This window comes from Acidovorax sp. GW823-FHT01C06 (assembly GCF_058798375.1).
Window position 1 is genome coordinate 19,269 of the sequence record NZ_JBXAKN010000009.1, and the last position, 19,437, is coordinate 38,705.

Consider the following 19,437-nt stretch of genomic DNA (forward strand, 5'->3'; position numbering starts at 1 on the left):
CGACACTCAGGCCGCGGGCTGCTGAGGCTCCCCCAGCGACAGCATCAGCCGGTTCGCCCAGTTGAAGAACGCCGCGCCATGCAGCGCGTCGGAGATCGCGAAGTCGTCGAGCCCTGCAGCGCGCAGGCTTTCGATGTGGGTGCCGTCCAGCGCCGTCGGCGTGGCGGTGAGGGCCACCGAGGCCCCGACGATGGCGTTCCAGCGCGGGCCGAGATCGGCCCCGACACCCTTGTCCAGCAGGCGCTGCACTTCGGCCCCGCGGTGCGAGAAGTGCGCGGCGAAGCGCGCATGCACCGACGCGCAGTAGATGCAGCCGTTGGCGCGCGAGGTGGCCGTGGCCGACAGCTCGCGCTCCGCCCGGGGCAGGCCGGCATCCGGGTTGTAGAAGATGTCCTTGTCGGTGCGGGTGCGTGCGCCCAGCGTGTCCGGGTCGCGCGCCAGCAGGCGAAAGTAGGGCGACTTGGCGCGTGCCGCGTCCACCAGGCCGGCGTAGTGGCGCTCGGTCAACTCGTCCTCGGGCAGCGGTGGCAGCCAGGGCAGCCATTCGAGCTGCGCCTGCGTGAAGGCCGTGGGCTCATGGTTGCCGGGGTGGGTGATGACGGCGGTATCGCTCATGGCTGGGCCTCTGCGGTGCGGGGGGTGGATGACGGCGTGGCAGGTGCCGGATGCGCTGCGAGCAGGCGCAGGCCCACGACCACGCGGATCTGGAACGACAGGAAAGCCACCAGCTGCGACAGGATCACGATGTCGGTGGCCGACCAGCCTGCGTCCAGCAGCGCCTGCAAGGCTTCGGGGCTCGCGTCGCGCGGGTGCAAGGTCAGCAGGTGCGCATGCGCCAGGCCCGCCGACAGCCGCGCGCCCAGCACGGCGCGCTGCGCCTCGCCCACGGCGTAAGCGGGGCCGTCGGTGTTTTCGCGGCTCAGCGGACCGGCGGGGTAGTGGCCGTACGGGCCCTGCGCCGCGCCCCGGCTGACCTCGGCGGCGATGGCGGAGGCCAGTCCCCCACCCGCGTCCTGCGCCACCAGCGCCGCGGCATAGAACGCCGCGGCGTCCGGCTGCTTGTGCAGGCCTGCGACGAAGGCCGCAACCGCCAGGCGCTCGGCCAGCGTGACGGTGCCCGGCGCCGGGGCGGTGGGCGCGAACAACGCGCGGTAGCTCTCCTGCGCATGGGTGCGCGCCTCCAGGCGGTGGCGGCGGATGGTGTCCAGGTGGTCGCCGGGCTCGATGCCGGCGAGCAGGTCGATCACGTCGGGCAATGCCGCAGCGAGCGGCGTAGCGCCGGGGGAGGGAATGGGGGCAGGGGTGCTCATGCAATGGCCTCGGTGCAGGTGGAGGATGCTGTTGGTGTGTGTGTCGTGGTGGCTGCGGCTGCAGTGATGGGAGTGGTGGTGGCAGCGCCGGTGTGCTTGCGCACCCAGCCCAGCGCCGGCGCGACGCGCGTGGCCGTGAGTTCGATGGAGCGCAGGATGTGCGCATGCGGCGGGTCCACCGAATGCACCTGGAACACGATGTCGGTGGCGCGCGCCAGCGCCGTGTCGGCCTGCAGCGAGGCGATCACGTCGTCGGGCGTGCCCACATGCACGTCGTACGCGGCGATCAATGCCTCCAGGGACGCGTCGGGCCCGGGGCGCGGCGCCTGGCCGGGTTGCAGCGCGGCCGCGGCAAAACGCGCGGCGGCACGGCGCAGGCCGGTGTCTGCCAGGCGCAAAGCCTCCTTGCGGTCGTCGGCCACGAACAGGCTGCGCGAGCCGACGATGCGCGGCGTGGCGCCGCCGGGCAGTGCGGCCAGGTAGGCGTCGATGATGGGGTGCTGCAGGTCGTGCAGCGCGGCGCCCGGCGCCTCGGCCGTGCGCGGCTGGGTGCGCGACAGCATCAGCCCGTCGCCCGCCTGCCCCGCGCGCTCGCCGCCCGCCACCGAGAACGTCGCCTGCCAGATGCGGCCCAGCAGCTGTTCGGCCGCCGGGTACAGCCGGTCGCCACCCGGCAGGGGTCGGCCGGCCCAGGCCTCGCGCACCAGGGCCAGGTGGCGCGCATAGACCGCGCTGCGGTCATCGCTGGTGATGCCGAAGGCCGCGAACGATTCGGGCGTGCCGCCCGTGCCCACGCCCAGCTCCAGCCGCCCGCCCGAGAGCAGGTCGAGCACGATGGCGTCCTCGGCCACGCGCACCGCGTTTTCCATGGGCAGGGTCACGATGCCGGTGCCCAGGCGGATGCGCCGCGTGCGCGCCGCCACGTGGGCCAGGAAGACGAAAGGCGAGGGCAGGCCACCTTCGTGTTCGTGAAAGTGGTGCTGCGCCACCCAGGCGGAGTCGAAGCCGAAGGCCTCGGCATGGGCGATCTGCTCGGTCACCAGCCGGTAGCGTTCGCCGGCCGGCGCATCGTCAAGCAGCCTGCTGAAGAACCCGAGGCGTTTCGTTGGGGAGGTCAGGGAGAGGGTCATGGTGCTGGTTTTTCTTTCCGGGAATGGCGTCGATGAGTTCACGCGTGTAGTCGCTGCCGGGGCGCAGGAACACGTCGTCCACGCGGCCCGCATCCACCTGCCGGCCGCCCTGCAGCACCGAGACGGTGTCCGCGATCTGGCGCACCACGGCCAGGTCGTGCGAGATGAAGAGGTAGGTCAGGCCCAGGTCGCGCTGCAGCGTCTCCAGCAGCGCCAGGATCTGCGCCTGCACCGTCACGTCCAGGGCCGACACCGCCTCGTCGAGCACCAGCACGCGGGGCTGCAGCACCAGGGCGCGCGCAATGGCCACGCGCTGGCGCTGGCCGCCCGACAGGGCGCGCGGGCGGCGCTCCAGCACGGCCGGCGGCAGGCCCACGCGCGCCAGGATGTCGTGCACGCGGCGCGCGCGCTCGGCGGCGGGCAACGGGTCGAAGTTGAGCAGGGGCTCCTCGATGATCTGGAAGATGGTCTGGCGCGGGTCCAGCGAGCTGAACGGGTTCTGGTAGACCAGCTGCACCGTGCGGCGGAACTGCCGCAGCGCCTCGCCGCGCAGGGTGGTGAGGTCCGTGCCCTCGATGACGATGCGGCCCGCCGTGGGCTGGCGAAAGCCCACCACGTCGCGGATGGTGGTGGTCTTGCCCGAGCCCGACTCGCCCACGATGGCGTGCGTGGTGCCGCGCCGCACGCGGAACGACACGCCGTCCACCGCGCGGAAAGGCTGCTTGCGCCCGGCCACGTCGAAGTCGTGCACCAGGCCCTCCACCACGATGGCGAAGTCCTCGGGCCGCTCGGGCGTGTCGTTGGCGGCGGCGGCACGGGCAGGGCGAAAAGCGCCCTGCGCAAGCGACGGCGCATCGGCCAGCAGCTTGCGCGTGTAGGCGCTGTGCGGGTTGCGCAGCACGCTGGCCGTGTCGCCCTGCTCCTGGATGCGCCCGCCCTGCAGCACCACCAGCCGGTTGGCGCGGTCGGCCGCCACGCCCAGGTCGTGCGTGACCAGCAGCACGGCGGTGCCGAACTCGCTGCGCAGCTCGTCGATGAGGTCGAGGATGCGCCGCTGCACCGTCACGTCGAGCGCGCTGGTGGGCTCGTCGGCAATGATGAGCGCGGGCTGCAGCGCAATGGCAATGGCGATCAGCACGCGCTGCTTCATGCCGCCCGACAGCTCGTGCGGGTACTGCCGCGCACGCAGCTCGGGCTGCGACAGGCCCACCTTGGCCAGCAGCTCGACCACGCGCCGCGCGATGGCCTGGCGGTCGCCAAAGCGGTGGATTTTCAGGATCTCGCCCACCTGCTCGCCCACCGTGCGCACGGGGTTGAGCGAGCTGGTCGGATCCTGCGGGATAAGGCTCACCACGCGGCCGCGCACGGTGTCGAAGCGGTCGGGCGACCAGCCCGCAATGTCCGTCCCGTTGAGCCGGATCGCCCCGTGCTCCACCCGGCCGTTGTCGGCCAGCAGGCCGATGATGGACTGCGCGGTGGTGGTCTTGCCGGAGCCCGACTCGCCCACCAGCGCCACGACCTCGCCGGGCGCAATGGCGAACGACACGCCGTGCACCACACGCTGCTCGTGGTCCTTGTCACGGTAGGCGATGGAGAGGTTCTCCACCTCCAGCACCGGCGGCTGCGCCACGGCCTGGGCGATGGTGGTCATGCGCGCCCCTTCGTCAACGCCGCGCTGATGCGGTTGGCCGCCAGCACCACGGCCACCACCACCAGCCCCGGCACGGTGGTGAGCCACCAGGCCGTCGAGATGTAGTTGCGCCCTTCGGCGATGAGCAGGCCCCACTCGGGTGTGGGCGGCGGCGCGCCGTAGCCCAGGAAGCCGAGCGTCGAGATCGACAGGATGGCCGAGCCGAACTGCAGCGCCGCCATGGCGATCACCGAAGTCAGCGAGTTGGGCAGCACATGGCGCCACAGCACCGCGCCAAACCGCCCGCCGCTGCCAAAGGCTGCCTCCACGTAGTCGGAGCGGCGCACGCGCACCACCTCGGACCGGGTGAGCCGCGCAAAGCTGGCGACCGACGCCACGCCCACGGCCACCGCCGCGTTCAGCGTGCCGAAGCCCAGGATGATGATGATGGAGAGCGACAGCAGCAGCGACGGCACCGACAGCAGCACATCGACGGTGCGCATGATCACGTCCTCCACCCAGCCGCCGATGGACCCGGCCAGCACGCCCAGCAGCGTGCCCAGCACCAGCCCCACCGCCACCGCCAGGAACGCGCCTGACAGCGAATGCACCGCACCGAACACCAGCCGCGCATAGCCGTCGCGCCCCAGCGCATCCGTGCCCAGCCAGTGCGCGGCCGACGGCGTCTGCAGCTGCTGGCCGGCCACGCCCACGGTGGCGCTGTAGCTGGTGAAGACACCGGGCGCGACCGCCCAGAGCGCCACCAGCGCGATCACGCCCCAGGCCAGCCACAGGCTGAGGGGTGCGCTGCGCGCGCGCTGCAGGATGCGGCGGCCCCAGGTGCCGCCCTGCGCGCGCGATGGCGGGGCGGCCAGGATGGGCGCCGTGGGCACCACGACGGCGGCGGGCGCCGCCACGGCGCGCTCGAAGCGGTGCGGGGCCGGGTGTGCGGCACCCGTGAAAGCGCCCAGGTCGGCGGTCGAAGACGTGGTGGTCATGCGGGATCTCCTCAGGTGCCCAGGCGCGAACGCAGGCGGGGGTCGAACACGGGGTAGAGCAGGTCCACCACCAGGTTGATGAACACGAAGGCCGTGGCCGAGACCACCACCACCGCCTGCAGCACGGCGGTGTCCTGGTTGCCCACCGCCTGCTGCGTGAGGCTGCCCAGGCCGTTGAGGCCGAACACTGCCTCGGTCACCACGGCGCCCGCCAGCAGTTCGCCGAACAGCACGCCCGCGATGGTCAGCGTGGGCAGCACGGCGTTGCGCGCCACGTGCTTCCACAGCACCCACTGGCGCGTCGCGCCCTTGGCCCGCGCCACGGCCACGAAGGGCTGCGTGAGCACCTCGTCGATGTTGCGGATCAGGATCTGCGCCAGCGGCGCGGCAATGGGAATGGCGAGCGTGAGCGTGGGCAGCACCAGGCCCTGCCACTTGCCGGGGTTGATCACCGGAATCCACCCCAGGCGGAATGACACCACCTGGATCAGCATGATCCCCAGCCAGAACACCGGCACCGAGATGAACAGCGAGGGCAGCGACTGCAGCGCCGAACGCAGCCAGCCCCAGCGCGTGAGCTGCGAGGCAAAGGCCAGCACCACCGCCAGCAGCAGCGCGGCCGCAAAGCCCAGCCCCGCCAGGCGCAGCGTGGGCGGCAGGTTGGTCGCCAAGCCCTGGCTCACGGGCACGCCCGCCTGCACCGAATACCCGAAGTTGCCGCCGAGGAAGCCCAGCAGCGTGTGTTGGTACTGCTGCCACACCGACGTGTCCGCGCCGTAGGCCGCACGGATGTCCGCGATCTCCTGCGGGCCCAGGCCGAACTCGGGGTTCAGGAACTTGATCAGGATCGCATCGCCCGGCAACAGCTGCAGCAACACGAACGACGCGGTGAACGCCGCCCACAGCACCAACAGGGCCTGGCCCGTGCGATGGGCAAGGTACTTGAACATGGAATTCACTCCTTCAGCAGCAGCAACTGCAGCGGCACAACGTTTGAAACCGGCGCAACGCCCATGCGAGTGCCACCGTGGAACCGGCTCCGCCGGGCCACCGGTGGCGTCCCCCTCAGGGGGAAGGCGCGCAGCGACTCAGGGGGGTCAATGTTTTGCCGCGACCCAGGTGCCGTAGAAGCTGGGGCGGCCGACGGCCTCGAACTCCACGCCCTTGACCGAAGGTGCGCCTGCGAAGGCCTGCGGCTCCTCGAACACCGGGATCACATAGGCCTGGTCGATCAGGTAGTTCTGCACATCGGCCGTGAACGCCAGGCGCCTGGCCGGGTCGGTCTCGGCGGCGATGGCTTCGAGCAAACCGTTCAGCTTCGTGTCTTCGAACGACTTGACCTTGCTGCTCACACCACCCTTTTGCAGCAGCACGTTGCGGTTGGTCGGGTAGTAGTTGCTCTTGATCACGTCGGGGTCGGCGCGGCCCACCATGCCGGGTGCCACAGGGGTCTTCTCGGGGTCGAGGCTGTCCACCGTGCGGCTGCCGGAGTCGCCCGCCAGCACGTTGAGCTTGACGCCCACCTTGGCCCACTGCTGCGCCACGAGCTGCAGGGTTTCCTTGTTTTGCGGCTGCGGCAGCGACTCGTACGCGGCCAGCACCAGCTCCTTGCCATCCTTCTCGCGCAGGCCGTTGGCATTGATCTTCCAGCCGGCGTCGTCCAGCAATTGTTTGGCCTTGGCCTCGTCGTAGCCCAGCTTGGCCGACAGGTTCACGTAGCCCAAGGCCGTGGACGCGATGACCGAGGTGGCCTGCGGGTAGTTGGCCGAGAACAGGGTCTGCACGATCTCCTTGGTGTTGGTGGCGTGCAGCAGCGCCTGGCGCACCTTCACATCGGCCACCAGCGCGTTGTCCGGGCGAAAGACCACGCTGTTGTTCACGCCGCGCGTGGAGGGAGCGTAGATGGCGAACTTCTGGTCCGACACGCGCTTTTCGTCATAGGCCTGCACCTGGCGGATGAAGCCCGCCTGGCCCGACAGCAGCGCGCCGATGCGCACGCTGTCTTCGGGCGTGACGATGAGCTTGATCTCGTCGAGCCGCGCCCGGCCCTGGTGGGCGTGCTGGGCCGGGCCCCAGGCGTAGTCCTTGCGGGCGGTGAGCGTGAGCTCCTTGCCCAGCGTCTCGGCCGTCACCACGAAGGGGCCCGAGCCGATGATCTTGGTCGCGTCGCCCAGCTCTTCGAAAGGCCGCGCCAGCGTGGCCAGCGACACCAGGCCCGAGCCGATGACGGACGTGCCCTGCAGAAAGCCCGGCGAGGGCTTCTTGAAGTAGAACTTGACGGTGAGCGGGTCCACGACCTCGCTCCTGTCGTAGTTGTTGATCACCTCGGACACCGGCAGCTTGAGCTCTTTGTTGCCCAGGCCGTAGGTGTCGTAGTTCCTGGCCACGGCGGCGGCATCGAGCGGTGTGCCGTCCGAGAAGGTCACGCCTTTTTTCAGCTTGAAGGTGTACTCGGTGGCCGTGTCGTTCACGGTCCAGGACTCGGCGATCCAGGGCTGGATCTGCAGCGTTTTCGGGTCCTGGTAGGTGAGCTTGTCGGTGATCTGGTTGAGGATGCCGCCGTTCGGGTAGAAGCCCCCCGCCGGCGGGTACAGGTTGGTGTGCGCCTGCTGCTCCAGGTACACCAGCGTGCCGCCCTGCACGGGCTGGTCGGCAACCACGCTGGTGGAGGCGGCTGGCTCGCTGGCCTGTCTGGAGCAGCCCGCCACCAGCACGCCCAGGGTCACGGCCGATACGCCCACTGCCCACCATCCCACCGATTTTTTCTTTGCAAGAAACACGTTTTGACCTCGTCGCCGCACAGGCATTGAAATGACACATCCGACCCCCTTCGTCGCAGGCAGCGGCACGGTGTGCACACTGCGGCGGAGCCAGTTCATGTGTATTCATGCTATCGGTGCACAGGCCCGGGCATGCATGTATTAAGTAGCATCGATATGCGGAAAACGATGCAGCAAACCGCTCGCCGCGCTTATCTGGAACCTGCATATGCGAGCACGGTTTTCTTTGTTGGCTTCACGGGTGCGGCTTCCAACAATCTCCCCACGACACTGCTTGTTCCGTGCCCGATGTCCGAGGCCGCAAGCGGTTGGAAAGAACACCGCCACATGTCCCACTCCCCCGCCCCCCTCAACGACTACCTGGCCGAGAAGCGCGCCGCCGTGCTCGCGCGCGACGCGGCCATCGAGCGCGGCACGGCGCAGCCCGCGGCCCTGAAAGCCCGCGTGAGCGCCGAAGGCCGCAGCGGCGTGCGCCGCATCCGCATCCGCGACCACCAGGTGATCAGCGACAGCCCGCCCGATTTCGCGGGCTACAACCTGGGCCCCAGTTCGCCCGAGCTGCAGCTCGGTGTGCTGGGCAGCTGCGTGACGCACATCTTCCTGATCCAGGCCGCCTCGCGCCAGGTGCCGCTGACCAGCCTGGAGGTGGAAGTGAGCGGCGTGATCGACCCGCGCGGCGGCAAGCCCGGGCACGAACAGACGCCCATCTGGCCGCACGACATCGCCTACACGGTGCACATCGACTCGCCCGCGAGCCGGGCCGACATCGACGCACTGTTCGAGGCGGTGGAACGCACCTGCCCCATCCTGAACCTGCTGCGCAACCCGCAGCAGGTGCGCGCCAGCGTGGCGCTCACCAACTCCGGCGCCGCCGCACCGCTGCCTGCCGCACAGCCCTCCGCAGCCGCCGAAGCCGTGCCCGCCTGACCCGCCGATTGACCACGCAAGGAACCCAGCCACCATGGCATTGACACTCGACCACATCGTGATCGCGGTGAAGGATCTGGACCAGACCATCGCCGACTACCGCGCCCTCGGATTCAACGTGCTGCAGGGCGGGGAGCACCCCGGCCGACCCACCTACAACGCGCTGGTCGTCTTCGCGGACAGCGCTTACTTCGAGCTGATCGCCTGGCGCTCGCCATCGCCCGGCGAGCGCTGGTGGGAGCTCTTGAACGCGCACGGCGACGGCATCGTGGACTTTGCGCTGCTGCCACCCGACACCACCACCACGGTGGCCGGCGCCAAGGACCGGGGCCTGGCCTACAGCGGCCCGCACGACGGCGGCCGCGTGCGGCCCGATGGCGAACGCCTGCGGTGGCAGACGGCGCGCCCCCCGTCGCACGACCTGCCCTTCTTGTGCGGCGACCAGACCCCGCGCGCGCTGCGCGTGCCCGAAGGCAACGCCCGCGTGCACCCCAACGGCGCCCGCGGCGTGGCCAGCCTGGCCCTGGCCGTGAAGGACCTGGATGCCAGCCTGGCCCACTACCGCGCCCTGCTGGGCGAGGCCCAGGCCGCCAACGTGAGCGCGCCCTTCCTGCAGCCCGGCACGGGCGCGCGGGTGGGCACGGTCACCCTCGGGCGCAGCACCCTGGTGCTGACGCAGGCAGGGCCGCTGCCGGGCACGGCAGGCCATGCGGCCAGCACACAGCTGGGCACGCGGGGCGAGGGCCCATACGCACTGGTACTGGCCACCGACGGTGCCACGCCGGCGCCTCCCACGGCAGACCGCACCCATGGCGCGGCCATCGAATTCGCGGCGGCGTAAGAGTCCTCCCGAGTGGCTGCGCGGCTGGCGGTCCTAGAGCCCCAGCGCCGCGAACAACTGCTCCGCACGGGCCGTGGCCGCGTCGGCCATGCGCATGGGCCGGCCCCACTCGCGCTGGGTTTCGCCGGGCCATTTGTTCGTGGCGTCCATCCCCATCTTGCTGCCCAGGCCGCTCACGGGGGAGGCGAAGTCCAGGTAGTCGATGGGCGTGTGTTCCACCAGCAGCGTGTCGCGCGCCGGGTCCATGCGGGTGGTGATGGCCCAGACCACATCTTTCCATTCGCGCACGTCCACATCGTCGTCCACCACCACGATGAATTTGGTGTACATGAACTGGCGCAGGTGGCTCCACACGCCCATCATCACGCGCCGCGCGTGGCCCGCGTAGGCCTTGCGGATGCTCACCACGGCCATGCGGTAGCTGCAGCCCTCGGGCGGCAGGTAGAAGTCCACGATCTCGGGGAACTGCTTTTGCAGGAGCGGGATGAACAGCTCGTTCATCGCCAGGCCCAGCACGGCGGGCTCGTCGGGCGGCTTGCCGGTGTAGGTGCTGTGGTAGATCGCGTCCTTGCGCATCGTGATGCGGTCCACGGTGAGCACGGGGAACTCGGCGCATTCGTTGTAGTAGCCGGTGTGGTCGCCGTAGGGCCCCTCCAGCGCATGCTGCCAGCCGCTCGCGTGGCTCGCGTCCGGCGCTATGTGGCCTTCGAGCACGATCTCGGCGGTGGCGGGCACCGAGAGCGGCACGCCCAGCGCGGGCGTGACCTCGGTGCGTGCGCCGCGCAGCAGGCCGGCGAACTGGTATTCGCTCAAGGAGTCGGGCACGGGCGTGACCGCGCCGAGCAGCGTGGCCGGGTCCGCACCCAGCGCCACGGCCACGGGGTAGGGCTGGCCGGGGTGCGCGGCGCAGTGGTCGGCGAAGTCGAGCGCGCCGCCCCGGTGGGCGAGCCAGCGCACGATGACCTGGTTGCGCGAGAGCACCTGCTGGCGGTAGATGCCCAGGTTCTGCCGCGCCTTGCGCGGCCCGCGCGTGATGGTCAGGCCCCAGGTGATGAGCGGGGCCACGTCGCCCGGCCAGCAGTGCTGCACGGGCAGGCGGGCCAGGTCCACGTCCGGCCCTTCCCACACCACCTGCTGGCAGGGCGCGCCCCGGGCCACGGTGTGCGGCGCCATGTGCCACAGCGTCTTGAGGAAGGGGCCCATGGCCAGCATGTCCTTGACGCTGCGGGGTGCCTCGGGCTCCTTGAGGGTGGCCAGCAGTTCGCCCAGGGCGCGCACGCCATGCAGGTCGGCCACGCCCATGGCGCGGGCCACGCGGCCGGGCGTGCCGAACAGGTTGGTGAGCACGGGCAGCGCGTGGCCCGTGGGCTGCGTGAACAGCAGCGCGGGGCCTCCCGCGCGCAGCACGCGGTCGCTCAGCGCCGTCATCTCCAGGCGCGGCGACACGGGCTCGCGCACGCGGCGCAGGTCGCCCGTGGCTTCGAGCTGGGCCATGAAGTCGCGCAGGTCGCGGTAGGCCATATCAGTACCAGAATTTGATTTTGAATTTGAATGAAATCAGCCTGTAGCGCTTATAAATGCTGCGCCAATAGCTATCAATTAATGAGCATCCAGTTCCAGCCCCGACCAGCGCGGCGCCAGGTCGTGGGGCACGTCGATGAGGTCGAGCGCGCGCGCCACGCTGTAGTCCACCACCTCGCCCACGGTCTGCGGGCGCAGGTAGAAGGCCGGCAGCGGCGGGCAGACGATGCCGCCCATCTCGGTCACGGCGACCATGTTGCGCAGGTGCGTGAGGTGCAGCGGCGATTCGCGCACCATCAGCACCAGGCGGCGGCGTTCCTTGAGCGCCACGTCGGCCGCGCGCGTGAGCAGGTTGTCGGCCAGCCCATGCGCGATGGCGGCCAGCGTGCGCATGGAACAGGGTGCGACCACCATCGCATGGCACTGGAACGAGCCACTGGCAATGGCCGCGCCCACGTTGTGCACGTCGTGCACGCGGTGCGCCAGGGCCTCGACGGCGGGGCGGTCCAGGTCCAGCTCGTGCTGCAGGTTGCGCCAGCCCGCGTCGGAGACGACCAGGTGCGTCTCGATGCCGCCCTGGCCCTGCAGCACCTGCAGGAGGCGCGCGCCGTACACGGCGCCGCTGGCGCCCGAGATGGCGACGATGATGCGGCGGGTGGGCACGGGCTCAGCCATGGGGCTCGCCCTCGGCCGCCCGGGCGCGCAGGGGTTGCGCCTGCTGGTCGGCCTCGACCTGCTCCAGCACGAGCGCCGCCTGCACGGGGTCGAAGTCTTCGTGCGCGCGCTTCTTCACGCCGTAGTGCTGCAGCTGGTAGTGCCGGTCGGCGGTGATGCCGTGGCGCGCGAGCGTGCTTTTCACGCAGACCAGCGGGCAGCCGTCGAGCGCGATGATGGGCCGGCCCGAGCGCACGGTTTTCAGCAGGTGCGGCACATCGCCGCCCACGCCGGCGATGCACGACATCTCGGCGACGCCGTGCCGGTCCAGACGCAGCGCCACGTGGTTGGCCAGCTGCGCGGCGCTGGAGCAGCCCGAGCAGGAGTAGACGAGGGGATGATTCAGGGCCTGGTGGGGGGTCATCGCTCACCCTCCGTGGCGTGGCGCAGGGCCCCGGCGGCGCCGCAGGTGGTCCAGCACCTGGCGCGGTGCCAGCCTCTGCGCCCACTGGCGCGGGTCCAGCACCGGCAGCTCGATGGCGTCGAGCGCGTTCTTCACCACCAGGCCCAGTTCGGTGTCGCCCTCCATCGACAGGCGGCGGCTGAAGAACAGCGTGTCGGGGTCCTGCTGGCGCTGGGCGAGCAGCAGGAAGTCGTGGGCCGTGGCGCTGAGCGTCAGGTCCGCCGCGGCGGGCGCCGCGAGCGGGGCATGGGGCGCGAAACGCTGACCGGTCCAGGCAAAGTCGAACGCCAGGCGCGCATCGCGCACCTGCACCCGCATCTTCTTGTCGAACAGCAGGCGTCCCACGTCGGGGGGCAGGTGCCGGGCCAGCGCGAGGTTGAGCGCCGTCACCAGCAGCACCGAGCCCGGGTAGGCGGGCAGGCGCGACAGCACGGCCCCCACGGGAGGGGGAACCACCCGCGGGTTCGAAGGCGAAGAGGAGAAAGCAGCCATAGGGTAGGAATCGGGCGCTCAGGCCACGTAGAAGAACACGGTGAAGAAATGGCAGGCACTGCCGCCCAGCACGAACAGGTGCCACAGCCCGTGGCCATGGCGCACGCGGTGGTCCAGCGCGTAAAAGACGATGCCCAGCGTGTAGCAGGCCCCGCCCCCCAGCAGCCAGCCAAAGCCCCCGGGCGTGAGCGCCCGCCACAGCGGCACCACGGCCACCAGCGCCAGCCAGCCCATGAGCACGTAGATGGCCAGCGACAGCGCCCGCGCGCCGCGCGCCCACCAGATCTCCTGCGCGATGCCCAGCAGCGCCAGGCCCCACACCACGCCCAGCAGCGACCAGCCCCAGGGGCCGCGCAGCGACACGAGCGCGAACGGGGTGTAGCTGCCGGCGATCAGCAGGTAGATGCTGCAGTGGTCGAGCTTTTGCAGCACGGCCTTGATGGCGCGCCGGCGCACGCTGTGGTACGCGGTGGACGCGGCGTACAGCGCCACCAGCATGGCGCCGTAGATGCTGAAGGCGACCACCTTCCACGGGTCGCCCAGGCGCGCCGCGAGCGTGATGAGCACGGCCGCGCCCGCCGTGGCGAGCACGGCCCCGGCCAGGTGGCTGATGCTGTTGAAGCGTTCTCCGGCGTACATGCGATGGGGGCCCGCGGGTCAGGACTGCGCCACGGCGCTCCGCACGCGCCCCTGCTCCAGGCCCGGGCGGCCGAACCAGTAGCCGTCGCAGGGGAGGTCGGGCATCAGCGGCTGCATGCGCTCCACCAGGTCGCTGGCCGCCTCGGGGGCGCGCGCGTGGCGGGCTTCGTCAAACGCGGCCACCACCTGCGGCATGTGCTGCGCCTGCGGGCTCAGGCGCAGCACGTCCACGCCGCAGGCGCGCAGGCCCGCCAGTTCGTTGGCCAGGTTGTAGACGCGGGCCGATTGCGTCTGCGTGCCGTTGAGCACGAGAAAGCCCTCGTTCTCGCGCGTGCGCAGCGGCAGCCCGTCGGCATGCTGCAGGCAGCTGAACTGGCAGTCGTCCTTGGGCAGGTTGCGGTGGCGCGCGGTGAAGCAGCGCGCCGAGTACGCCAGCGGCATGCGCCCGTAGGCGAAGACCTCGGTCTCCAGGCCCTGCGGGCGCTGCGCCAGCACGGCCGACAGCGCGTCCCGCGACATCTCCACCGGCATCACCCAGCGGGTGGCGCCGAACTGCGCCATCCACTGCAGCGAGTGCGCGTTGTACAGGTTCAGGTGCGGCCCGGCCACGAAGGCCCGCGGCCCGGTGGGTGGCCGCGAGAGGCAGTGCACGGCGCCCATGTCGTTGGCCTCCACGGTGAACTCGCCGTTGGCCGTGATCTTGTGCAGCAGGCCCACGTCCGCACTGGATTCGATGAGCACCTGGGTGGACAGCACGGCCTCCTTGCCCGCGTCCCGCAGCATGCGCGCCAGCGCCAGCCAGTCGGCCAGGCGCAGCTCATGGCGGCGCGAGCACACTGTCTCGCCCAGGTACACCACGTCGACGGGCGTGGCGGCCATGGCTTCGTAAAACGCGAACACGGTGTCGCGCGGCCAGTAGTACAGCAGGGGGCCGAGAGAGAGTTTCATGGGGCGGGCTTCAGGGGTTTGATCGTGGGATCCAGATGCTGGGAGCGGCGCATGGAGTTCGAATCTGGCGCGGCCCAAGCCAGCGACCGCCGCGCAAGGGCCGCCCCGCCGCGCTGGCGGTGTCCCCCTTCCCGCATCGCGCAAGCGAGGCGAGAGAAGGGGGAAGGCGCGAAGCGCATCAGGGGGTTGTTCTTCATTTCCAGGGGCGGTGGTAGGCGCCCAGCGTGTGCTGCTGCCCTTCGGCCACCTGGTCCAGGCTGGCCATCCAGCGCGTCTTGGGCGCGTAGCGGTGGGGGTGGGCCAGGCACTGGTCGATGGCCTCGCGCCAGACCTGCGTGACCTGGGCCACGTAGGCCGGGCTGCGCTGGCGCCCTTCGATCTTGATGGCGCGCACGCCCATCTTCACGAGCTGGGGCAACAGCTCCAGGGTGTTGAGGCTGGTGGGCTCCTCGATGGCGTAGTAGTTCTCGTCGCCGCCCACGTCGAAGCGGCCCTTGCACAGCGTGGGGTAGCCGGCGCTCTCGCCGGGCGCATAGCGGTCGATCAGCACGCCGTTCAGGCGCGACTCGCGGCCCTGCGGCGTTTCCACCCAGCGCACGGCCTTCGGGGGCGAGCACACGCCGTGCGTGTTGGGCGATTCGCCCGTCGCATACGACGACAGCGCGCAGCGCCCCTCGACCATCACGCACAGGCTGCCAAAGCCGAACACCTCGATCTCCACGGGCGTGCGGTCGATGACCTGGCGCACCTGCTCCATCGACAGGACGCGCGGCAGCACGGCGCGCACGATGCCGAACTGCTCGCGGTAGAAGTTGATGGCCTCGTAGTTGGTGGCCGAGCCCTGCACCGACAGGTGCAGCCGCAGCCGGGGGTGGCGCTGCACCGCGTATTGCATGAGGCCCGGGTCGGCCAGGATGACCGCGTCCACGCCCAGGTCCACCGCCTTGTCCAGGGCGCTGCGCCACGGCCCCGGGTTGGCGGCCTGCGGGTAGGTGTTGAGCGCCATGAAGACCTTGCAGCCACGCGCATGCGCATGGGCGATGCCGCTGGCGATGGCCGCCTCGTCAAAGTTCAGGCCCGCGAAGTTGCGCGCGTTGGTCGCGTCGCGCAGGCCCAGGTAGACGCAGCTGGCACCATGGTCCACCGCCGCCTTGAGCGCGGGCAGGCTGCCGGCGGGGCAGACGAGTTCGAGGGCGGGCGCGGCCTCTGCAGGGTTGTGGGGTTCCATGGCTCTGGTTCAAACGCAGGCCCCCGGTGGGAGCCCAAGCACTGGGTGGCACCATACCGAGGCCGCTGCGCGCGCCGGCTGATCTTCATCAACCGGAGTGCACAATGCCAGAGCAATGCAGTCGGACTTTGACGCGGCCCGGCCGCCCATGCCCGCCTCGACCCTTTCCTTCCCCATTCCAACAACACCCTTCGCCGTGAACAAGAACCTGTGGCTGCTGGCCCTGTGCCAGGGCCTTTTCCTGACCAACAACGTGGTCTTCATCGCCATCAACGGCCTGGTGGGCCTGCAGCTCGCCCCCTTTGGCTGGATGGCCACGCTGCCCGTGATGGGCTATGTGGTGGGCGGGGCCCTGTCCACCGCGCTCGTGGCCCGCAGCCAGGCCCGGTGGGGCCGCAAGGTGTCGTTCCAGATCGGGCTGGCCGTGGCGGTCGCGTCGTGCGGCCTGTGCGCGTGGGCGGCCTTCAGCGCCAGTTTCTGGCTGCTGTGCGCCGCCACCGTGGTGGCGGGCTACTACAGCGCCAATGGCCAGCTCTACCGCTTTGCCGCCGCCGAGCTGGCCCCCGCGGCCTACCGCGAAAAGGCCGTGTCGCTGGTGCTGGCGGGCGGCCTGCTGGGCGCCGTGGCCGGGCCGAACCTGGCCAGCGCCACGCGCACGCTGTTTCCGGTGCCTTTCGCGGGCGCCTACGTGGTGCTCATGGGCGTGGCCCTGCTGTCCATGCTGTGCATGGCGGCGATCCGCTTCGAGGCGCAGCCCGCGCGGCGCGACGCCGCGGGGCAGCCCGTCGCGGGCCGCCCCCTGTCCGAGCTGATGCGCCAGCCCGCGTTCGTGGTGGCCATCCTGGGCGCGGCGCTGGGCTATGGCGTGATGAACCTGCTGATGGCCGCCACGCCGCTGGCGATGCAGGTGTGCGGCTTCAACTTCGATGCAGCCGCGCTGGTGCTGGAGTGGCACGTGATCGGCATGTTCGCGCCCGGCTTCGTCACCGGCCACCTCATCAAGCGCTTTGGCGTGCTGTCCATCATGGGCGCCGGCGTGCTGCTGAACCTGGCCTGCGTGGCCGTGGCGCTCATGGGCGTGGAGCTGCACCACTTCGGCATCGCGCTGTTCATGCTCGGCGTGGGCTGGAACTTCCTGTTCACGGGGGCCACCACGCTGTCCATGACCGCCTACCGCCCCGAGGAAAAGGACCGCGCCCAGGCCGCCATCAACTTCTGCGTGTTCGCCACGCTGGCGCTCAGCTCGTTCTCGTCCGGCGTGCTGGTCACCACGCAGGGCTGGACGCTGCTCAATGCCGGGTCCCTGGTGCCCATCGTGGTCACGGGCCTGGCGCTCGCCTGGCTCGCGGCCCGGCGGCGGCGCGCCGTCTAGGCCCGCGTGGCTCCGGTGCCGGCACCGCCCGGCACCGCGACCGCGTGGGCGAGCCACCGGGCAAACGTGGCCACGGCGGGGTCTTCCTGCCGCCCCTGCGCCACGAAGAGACTGTAGCCACGCAGGCCGCTGTCATGGTGGGGATGCGCCAGCGCCAGTTCGCCGGACAGCAGCTCGCGCTCCACGAAGTAGTGCGGCACCAGGCCGATGCCCAGGTCCGCGCGCACCGCCTCGACCAGCATGGAAAACAGGTCGAACCGGTGGCCGCCCAGGCTGTGCGCCGGCACGCGCGTGATGCCCGCGCGGGTGAACCACGCATCCCACGCGCCCAGCCGCGAGCTCAGCTGCAGCAGCGGCACCGCGCGGAAGTCGCCGCGCTCCATCGCACGCCGGTGGCGCGAGCCGGGAGCGCACACGGCCACGCACACCTCGCTCATCAGCGGCACGGGCTGCACCCCGGGCCAGGCGGCGTCGTTGTACTGCACGGCCACGTCGAAAGGGATCTCCTGCATGTAGGTGTGCGTGGGGTACACCTGCAGGTGCAGGCTGCAGCCCCTGTGCGTGGCCAGGAAGGCGGGCAGGCGCGGCAGCAGCCAGCGCTCGGCGAACACGGGCACGCAGCCCACCAGCAGCCGCGCGCCGTCGGGCCGCTGGGCCATGGCTTCGAGCGTGTGGTTCTGCAGGCGCAGCAGGTCGCCCACCACCTGCGCGTGGTAGCGGCGGCCCGCCTCGGTGAGCGTGGAGCCGCGCGCGCCGCGCTGCACGAGCTGCAGGCCCAGCTGGCCTTCGAGCAGGCGCAGCTGCTGGCTCACGGCGCTGTGCGTGAGGCACAGCTCTTCGGCGGCCTTGCTCACGCCGTGGTGGCGCGCCACGGCATCGAAAACGAGCAGGGCGCGGGTGCTGGGAATGTGCTGGCGCATGTAAGAAAAACTGTCGGCCCGGCAGATTAAAGCAGAACCGCGCCCCGCCAATCGGTCCAACAATTGCAGGGCGCTTGCGTGCCAGGCGCCGCGCGCACCGGATGCCGCGGCCCGCGTCTGGCCGGGCCCCCCTTCCTTCGCAACTCCGCACTCTCCATCATCCCGACCATGAAGAACCCTGCCTCCATCTTCCGCTTCACTCCCGGCGCCGTGGCGCTGGCCGCCGCGCTGCTGGGCCCTGCCGCCCACGCGCAAGGCGCCGTCGCCGCCACGCCCACCACGCTGCGCCCGGCCGTGGACCAGGCCTACACGCAGCTCATGGCGGCGCCCCAGATCCTGAAGCTGCTCGACGCGGTGAAGGCCGACCACGACCGCGCGGCGCAAGACCTCCGCATGCTCACCGAGATCGAGGCGCCACCGTTCAAGGAGCAAAGGCGCGCCGAGGCCTTCCTCGCACGCCTGAAGGCCCTGGGCCTGGCCAGCGCCGCCATCGACGCCGAAGGCAACGTGGTCGGCATCCGCAAGGGCACGGGCAGCGGGCCCAAGCTCGTGATCTCGGCCCACCTGGACACCGTCTTCCCCGCCGGCACCGACGTGAAGGTGAAGGAGCGCGACGGCAAGCTCTATGCGCCCGGCATCTCGGACAACACGCGCGGCCTGGCCGTGCTGCTGTCGTGGCTCAAGGTGCTCAACGACCAGAAGGTCGCCACGGTGGGCGACCTGGTGTTCGTGGGCAATGTGGGCGAGGAAGAGCTGGGCAACCTGCGCGGCATGAAGCATCTGTTCAAGGAGCACTTGGACATTGACGGCCTGGTGGCGCTGGAGCCCGCGCCCGACGGCACGGTGCTGGTGCTGGGCACGGGCAGCCACCGCCACGAGGTGACCTTCAAGGGCCCGGGCGGCCACAGCTACGCAGCGTTTGGCGAGGTGCCCAGCGCCATTCACGGCATGGGCCGCGCCATCGCCAGGATCGCCGAGATCCGCACCCCCAAGAGCCCCAAGACCACCTTCACCGTGGGCACGGTGGGCGGCGGCACCTCGGTGAACACCATCGCGCCCGATGCGCGCATGGCGGTGGACATCCGCTCCGACGAGATGGCCCCGCTGCTGGCCACCGAAAAGCAGGTGCTCTCGGCCATCGATACCGCCGTGGCCGAGGAGAACGCACGCTGGAATGTGAACACGCTCTCCGCCTCCACCAGGCTCATCGGCGACCGCCCCGGCGGCCGCACGGCGGCGGACTCGCTGATCGTGGAAGCCGCCGTGCGCGCCAACACCGCGTTCGGCCGCAAGACGGTGCTGGGTGGCGCGAGCACCGATGCCAACGTGCCCATGTCGCTGGGCATCCCGGCCATCGTGATCGGGGGCGGGGGCAAGACCGGTGGTTTCCATGCGCTGTCGGAGTGGATCGACCTGACCGATGCCTGGCAGGGGGCGCAGACCTCGCTGGTCACGGTGCTGGGCCTGGTGGGGGTGCAGGGCGTGAGCGAACCCCTGCTGGAGAAACGCCCGGCGCGCAGCCAGTGAACGGCGGGCGGCGGGCCCTCCCGCCACGCCCTGGCCGGCGGCCCGGCACCTGCCAGC

General features: G+C 70.7%; 19 protein-coding genes. 4 read left to right on the top strand and 15 right to left on the bottom strand.

Going from position 1 to position 19,437, the window contains the following annotated elements:
- Positions 1–6: 6 nt before the first annotated feature.
- The 7 genes from AC1RCS_RS17850 to AC1RCS_RS17880 form a co-directional block, all read right to left on the bottom strand.
- Positions 7–615, bottom strand: coding sequence for an alkylhydroperoxidase domain protein (locus AC1RCS_RS17850; RefSeq protein ID WP_492246428.1), 609 nt, complete (start codon positions 613–615; stop codon positions 7–9).
- Positions 612–1,310, bottom strand: coding sequence for a CMD domain protein (locus AC1RCS_RS17855; RefSeq protein WP_492246429.1), 699 nt, complete (start codon positions 1,308–1,310; stop codon positions 612–614). The genes AC1RCS_RS17850 and AC1RCS_RS17855 overlap by 4 nt, the downstream gene beginning before the upstream one ends.
- On the bottom strand, positions 1,307–2,440 hold the full coding sequence (locus AC1RCS_RS17860; protein ID WP_255594847.1) for a putative FMN-dependent luciferase-like monooxygenase: 1,134 nt from the start codon (positions 2,438–2,440) through the stop codon (positions 1,307–1,309). Before AC1RCS_RS17860 ends, AC1RCS_RS17855 begins: the two co-directional genes overlap by 4 nt.
- Complete coding sequence (locus AC1RCS_RS17865; RefSeq protein ID WP_492246430.1) at positions 2,382–4,091, bottom strand: dipeptide ABC transporter ATP-binding protein; 1,710 nt, start codon at positions 4,089–4,091, stop codon at positions 2,382–2,384. The genes AC1RCS_RS17860 and AC1RCS_RS17865 overlap by 59 nt, the downstream gene beginning before the upstream one ends.
- Positions 4,088–5,068: an ABC transporter permease gene (locus tag AC1RCS_RS17870; protein WP_218339375.1), complete on the bottom strand. Its 981-nt coding sequence runs from the start codon at positions 5,066–5,068 to the stop codon at positions 4,088–4,090. The genes AC1RCS_RS17865 and AC1RCS_RS17870 overlap by 4 nt, the downstream gene beginning before the upstream one ends.
- Positions 5,069–5,079: 11 nt before the next feature.
- The gene (locus AC1RCS_RS17875; RefSeq protein WP_492246431.1) at positions 5,080–6,018 is read right to left on the bottom strand and encodes an ABC transporter permease; all 939 of its coding nucleotides are present in this window, start codon (positions 6,016–6,018) and stop codon (positions 5,080–5,082) included.
- Positions 6,019–6,165: 147 nt separating this feature from the next.
- Positions 6,166–7,875, bottom strand: a complete 1,710-nt coding sequence (locus tag AC1RCS_RS17880; protein WP_492246432.1) for a TIGR04028 family ABC transporter substrate-binding protein — start codon at positions 7,873–7,875, stop codon at positions 6,166–6,168.
- 300 nt (positions 7,876–8,175) lie between these two features.
- Between AC1RCS_RS17880 and AC1RCS_RS17885 the strand changes: the two genes are divergently transcribed.
- Both AC1RCS_RS17885 and AC1RCS_RS17890 read left to right on the top strand, forming a co-directional pair.
- Positions 8,176–8,775: an OsmC family protein gene (locus AC1RCS_RS17885; protein ID WP_218297045.1), complete on the top strand. Its 600-nt coding sequence runs from the start codon at positions 8,176–8,178 to the stop codon at positions 8,773–8,775.
- A 34-nt stretch (positions 8,776–8,809) separates the two neighbouring features.
- Positions 8,810–9,616, top strand: a complete 807-nt coding sequence (locus AC1RCS_RS17890) for a VOC family protein (RefSeq protein WP_492246433.1) — start codon at positions 8,810–8,812, stop codon at positions 9,614–9,616.
- A gap of 33 nt (positions 9,617–9,649) precedes the next feature.
- Here AC1RCS_RS17890 and ubiD read toward each other — a convergent pair whose 3' ends face one another.
- The 7 genes from ubiD to ubiU all read right to left on the bottom strand — a co-directional run bounded on the left by ubiD (position 9,650) and on the right by ubiU (position 15,561).
- Complete coding sequence (gene ubiD, locus AC1RCS_RS17895) at positions 9,650–11,137, bottom strand: 4-hydroxy-3-polyprenylbenzoate decarboxylase (protein ID WP_492246434.1); 1,488 nt, start codon at positions 11,135–11,137, stop codon at positions 9,650–9,652.
- 78 nt (positions 11,138–11,215) lie between these two features.
- Positions 11,216–11,812: a UbiX family flavin prenyltransferase gene (locus AC1RCS_RS17900; RefSeq protein ID WP_218297042.1), complete on the bottom strand. Its 597-nt coding sequence runs from the start codon at positions 11,810–11,812 to the stop codon at positions 11,216–11,218.
- Positions 11,805–12,215 carry a putative zinc-binding protein gene (locus AC1RCS_RS17905; RefSeq protein WP_218297041.1) on the bottom strand — a complete coding sequence of 137 codons (411 nt, stop codon included), beginning with the start codon at positions 12,213–12,215 and terminating at the stop codon, positions 11,805–11,807. Before AC1RCS_RS17905 ends, AC1RCS_RS17900 begins: the two co-directional genes overlap by 8 nt.
- Before the next feature lie 3 nt (positions 12,216–12,218).
- Entirely contained in the window at positions 12,219–12,746 is a 528-nt protein-coding gene (ubiT, locus tag AC1RCS_RS17910) for a ubiquinone anaerobic biosynthesis accessory factor UbiT (protein WP_492246435.1), read from the bottom strand.
- 18 nt (positions 12,747–12,764) lie between these two features.
- A complete protein-coding gene (trhA, locus tag AC1RCS_RS17915; RefSeq protein ID WP_492246436.1) occupies positions 12,765–13,385 on the bottom strand; it encodes a PAQR family membrane homeostasis protein TrhA in 621 nt (206 codons plus the stop codon).
- A gap of 18 nt (positions 13,386–13,403) precedes the next feature.
- Entirely contained in the window at positions 13,404–14,333 is a 930-nt protein-coding gene (locus AC1RCS_RS17920) for a U32 family peptidase (protein WP_492246437.1), read from the bottom strand.
- Between the two features lie 193 nt (positions 14,334–14,526).
- Entirely contained in the window at positions 14,527–15,561 is a 1,035-nt protein-coding gene (gene ubiU, locus AC1RCS_RS17925; protein WP_218339364.1) for a ubiquinone anaerobic biosynthesis protein UbiU, read from the bottom strand.
- Between the two features lie 196 nt (positions 15,562–15,757).
- On the opposite strand from ubiU, the gene AC1RCS_RS17930 reads away from it, so the two are divergent.
- A complete protein-coding gene (locus tag AC1RCS_RS17930; protein ID WP_369640895.1) occupies positions 15,758–16,933 on the top strand; it encodes an MFS transporter in 1,176 nt (391 codons plus the stop codon).
- Here AC1RCS_RS17930 and AC1RCS_RS17935 read toward each other — a convergent pair.
- Positions 16,930–17,853, bottom strand: coding sequence for a LysR family transcriptional regulator (locus AC1RCS_RS17935; RefSeq protein WP_492246438.1), 924 nt, complete (start codon positions 17,851–17,853; stop codon positions 16,930–16,932). The two genes, AC1RCS_RS17930 and AC1RCS_RS17935, sit on opposite strands and share 4 nt — an antisense overlap.
- A 168-nt stretch (positions 17,854–18,021) precedes the next feature.
- Between AC1RCS_RS17935 and AC1RCS_RS17940 the strand changes: the two genes are divergently transcribed.
- Complete coding sequence (locus AC1RCS_RS17940; RefSeq protein WP_369640896.1) at positions 18,022–19,380, top strand: M20/M25/M40 family metallo-hydrolase; 1,359 nt, start codon at positions 18,022–18,024, stop codon at positions 19,378–19,380.
- The last annotated feature ends 57 nt before the right edge of the window (positions 19,381–19,437 follow it).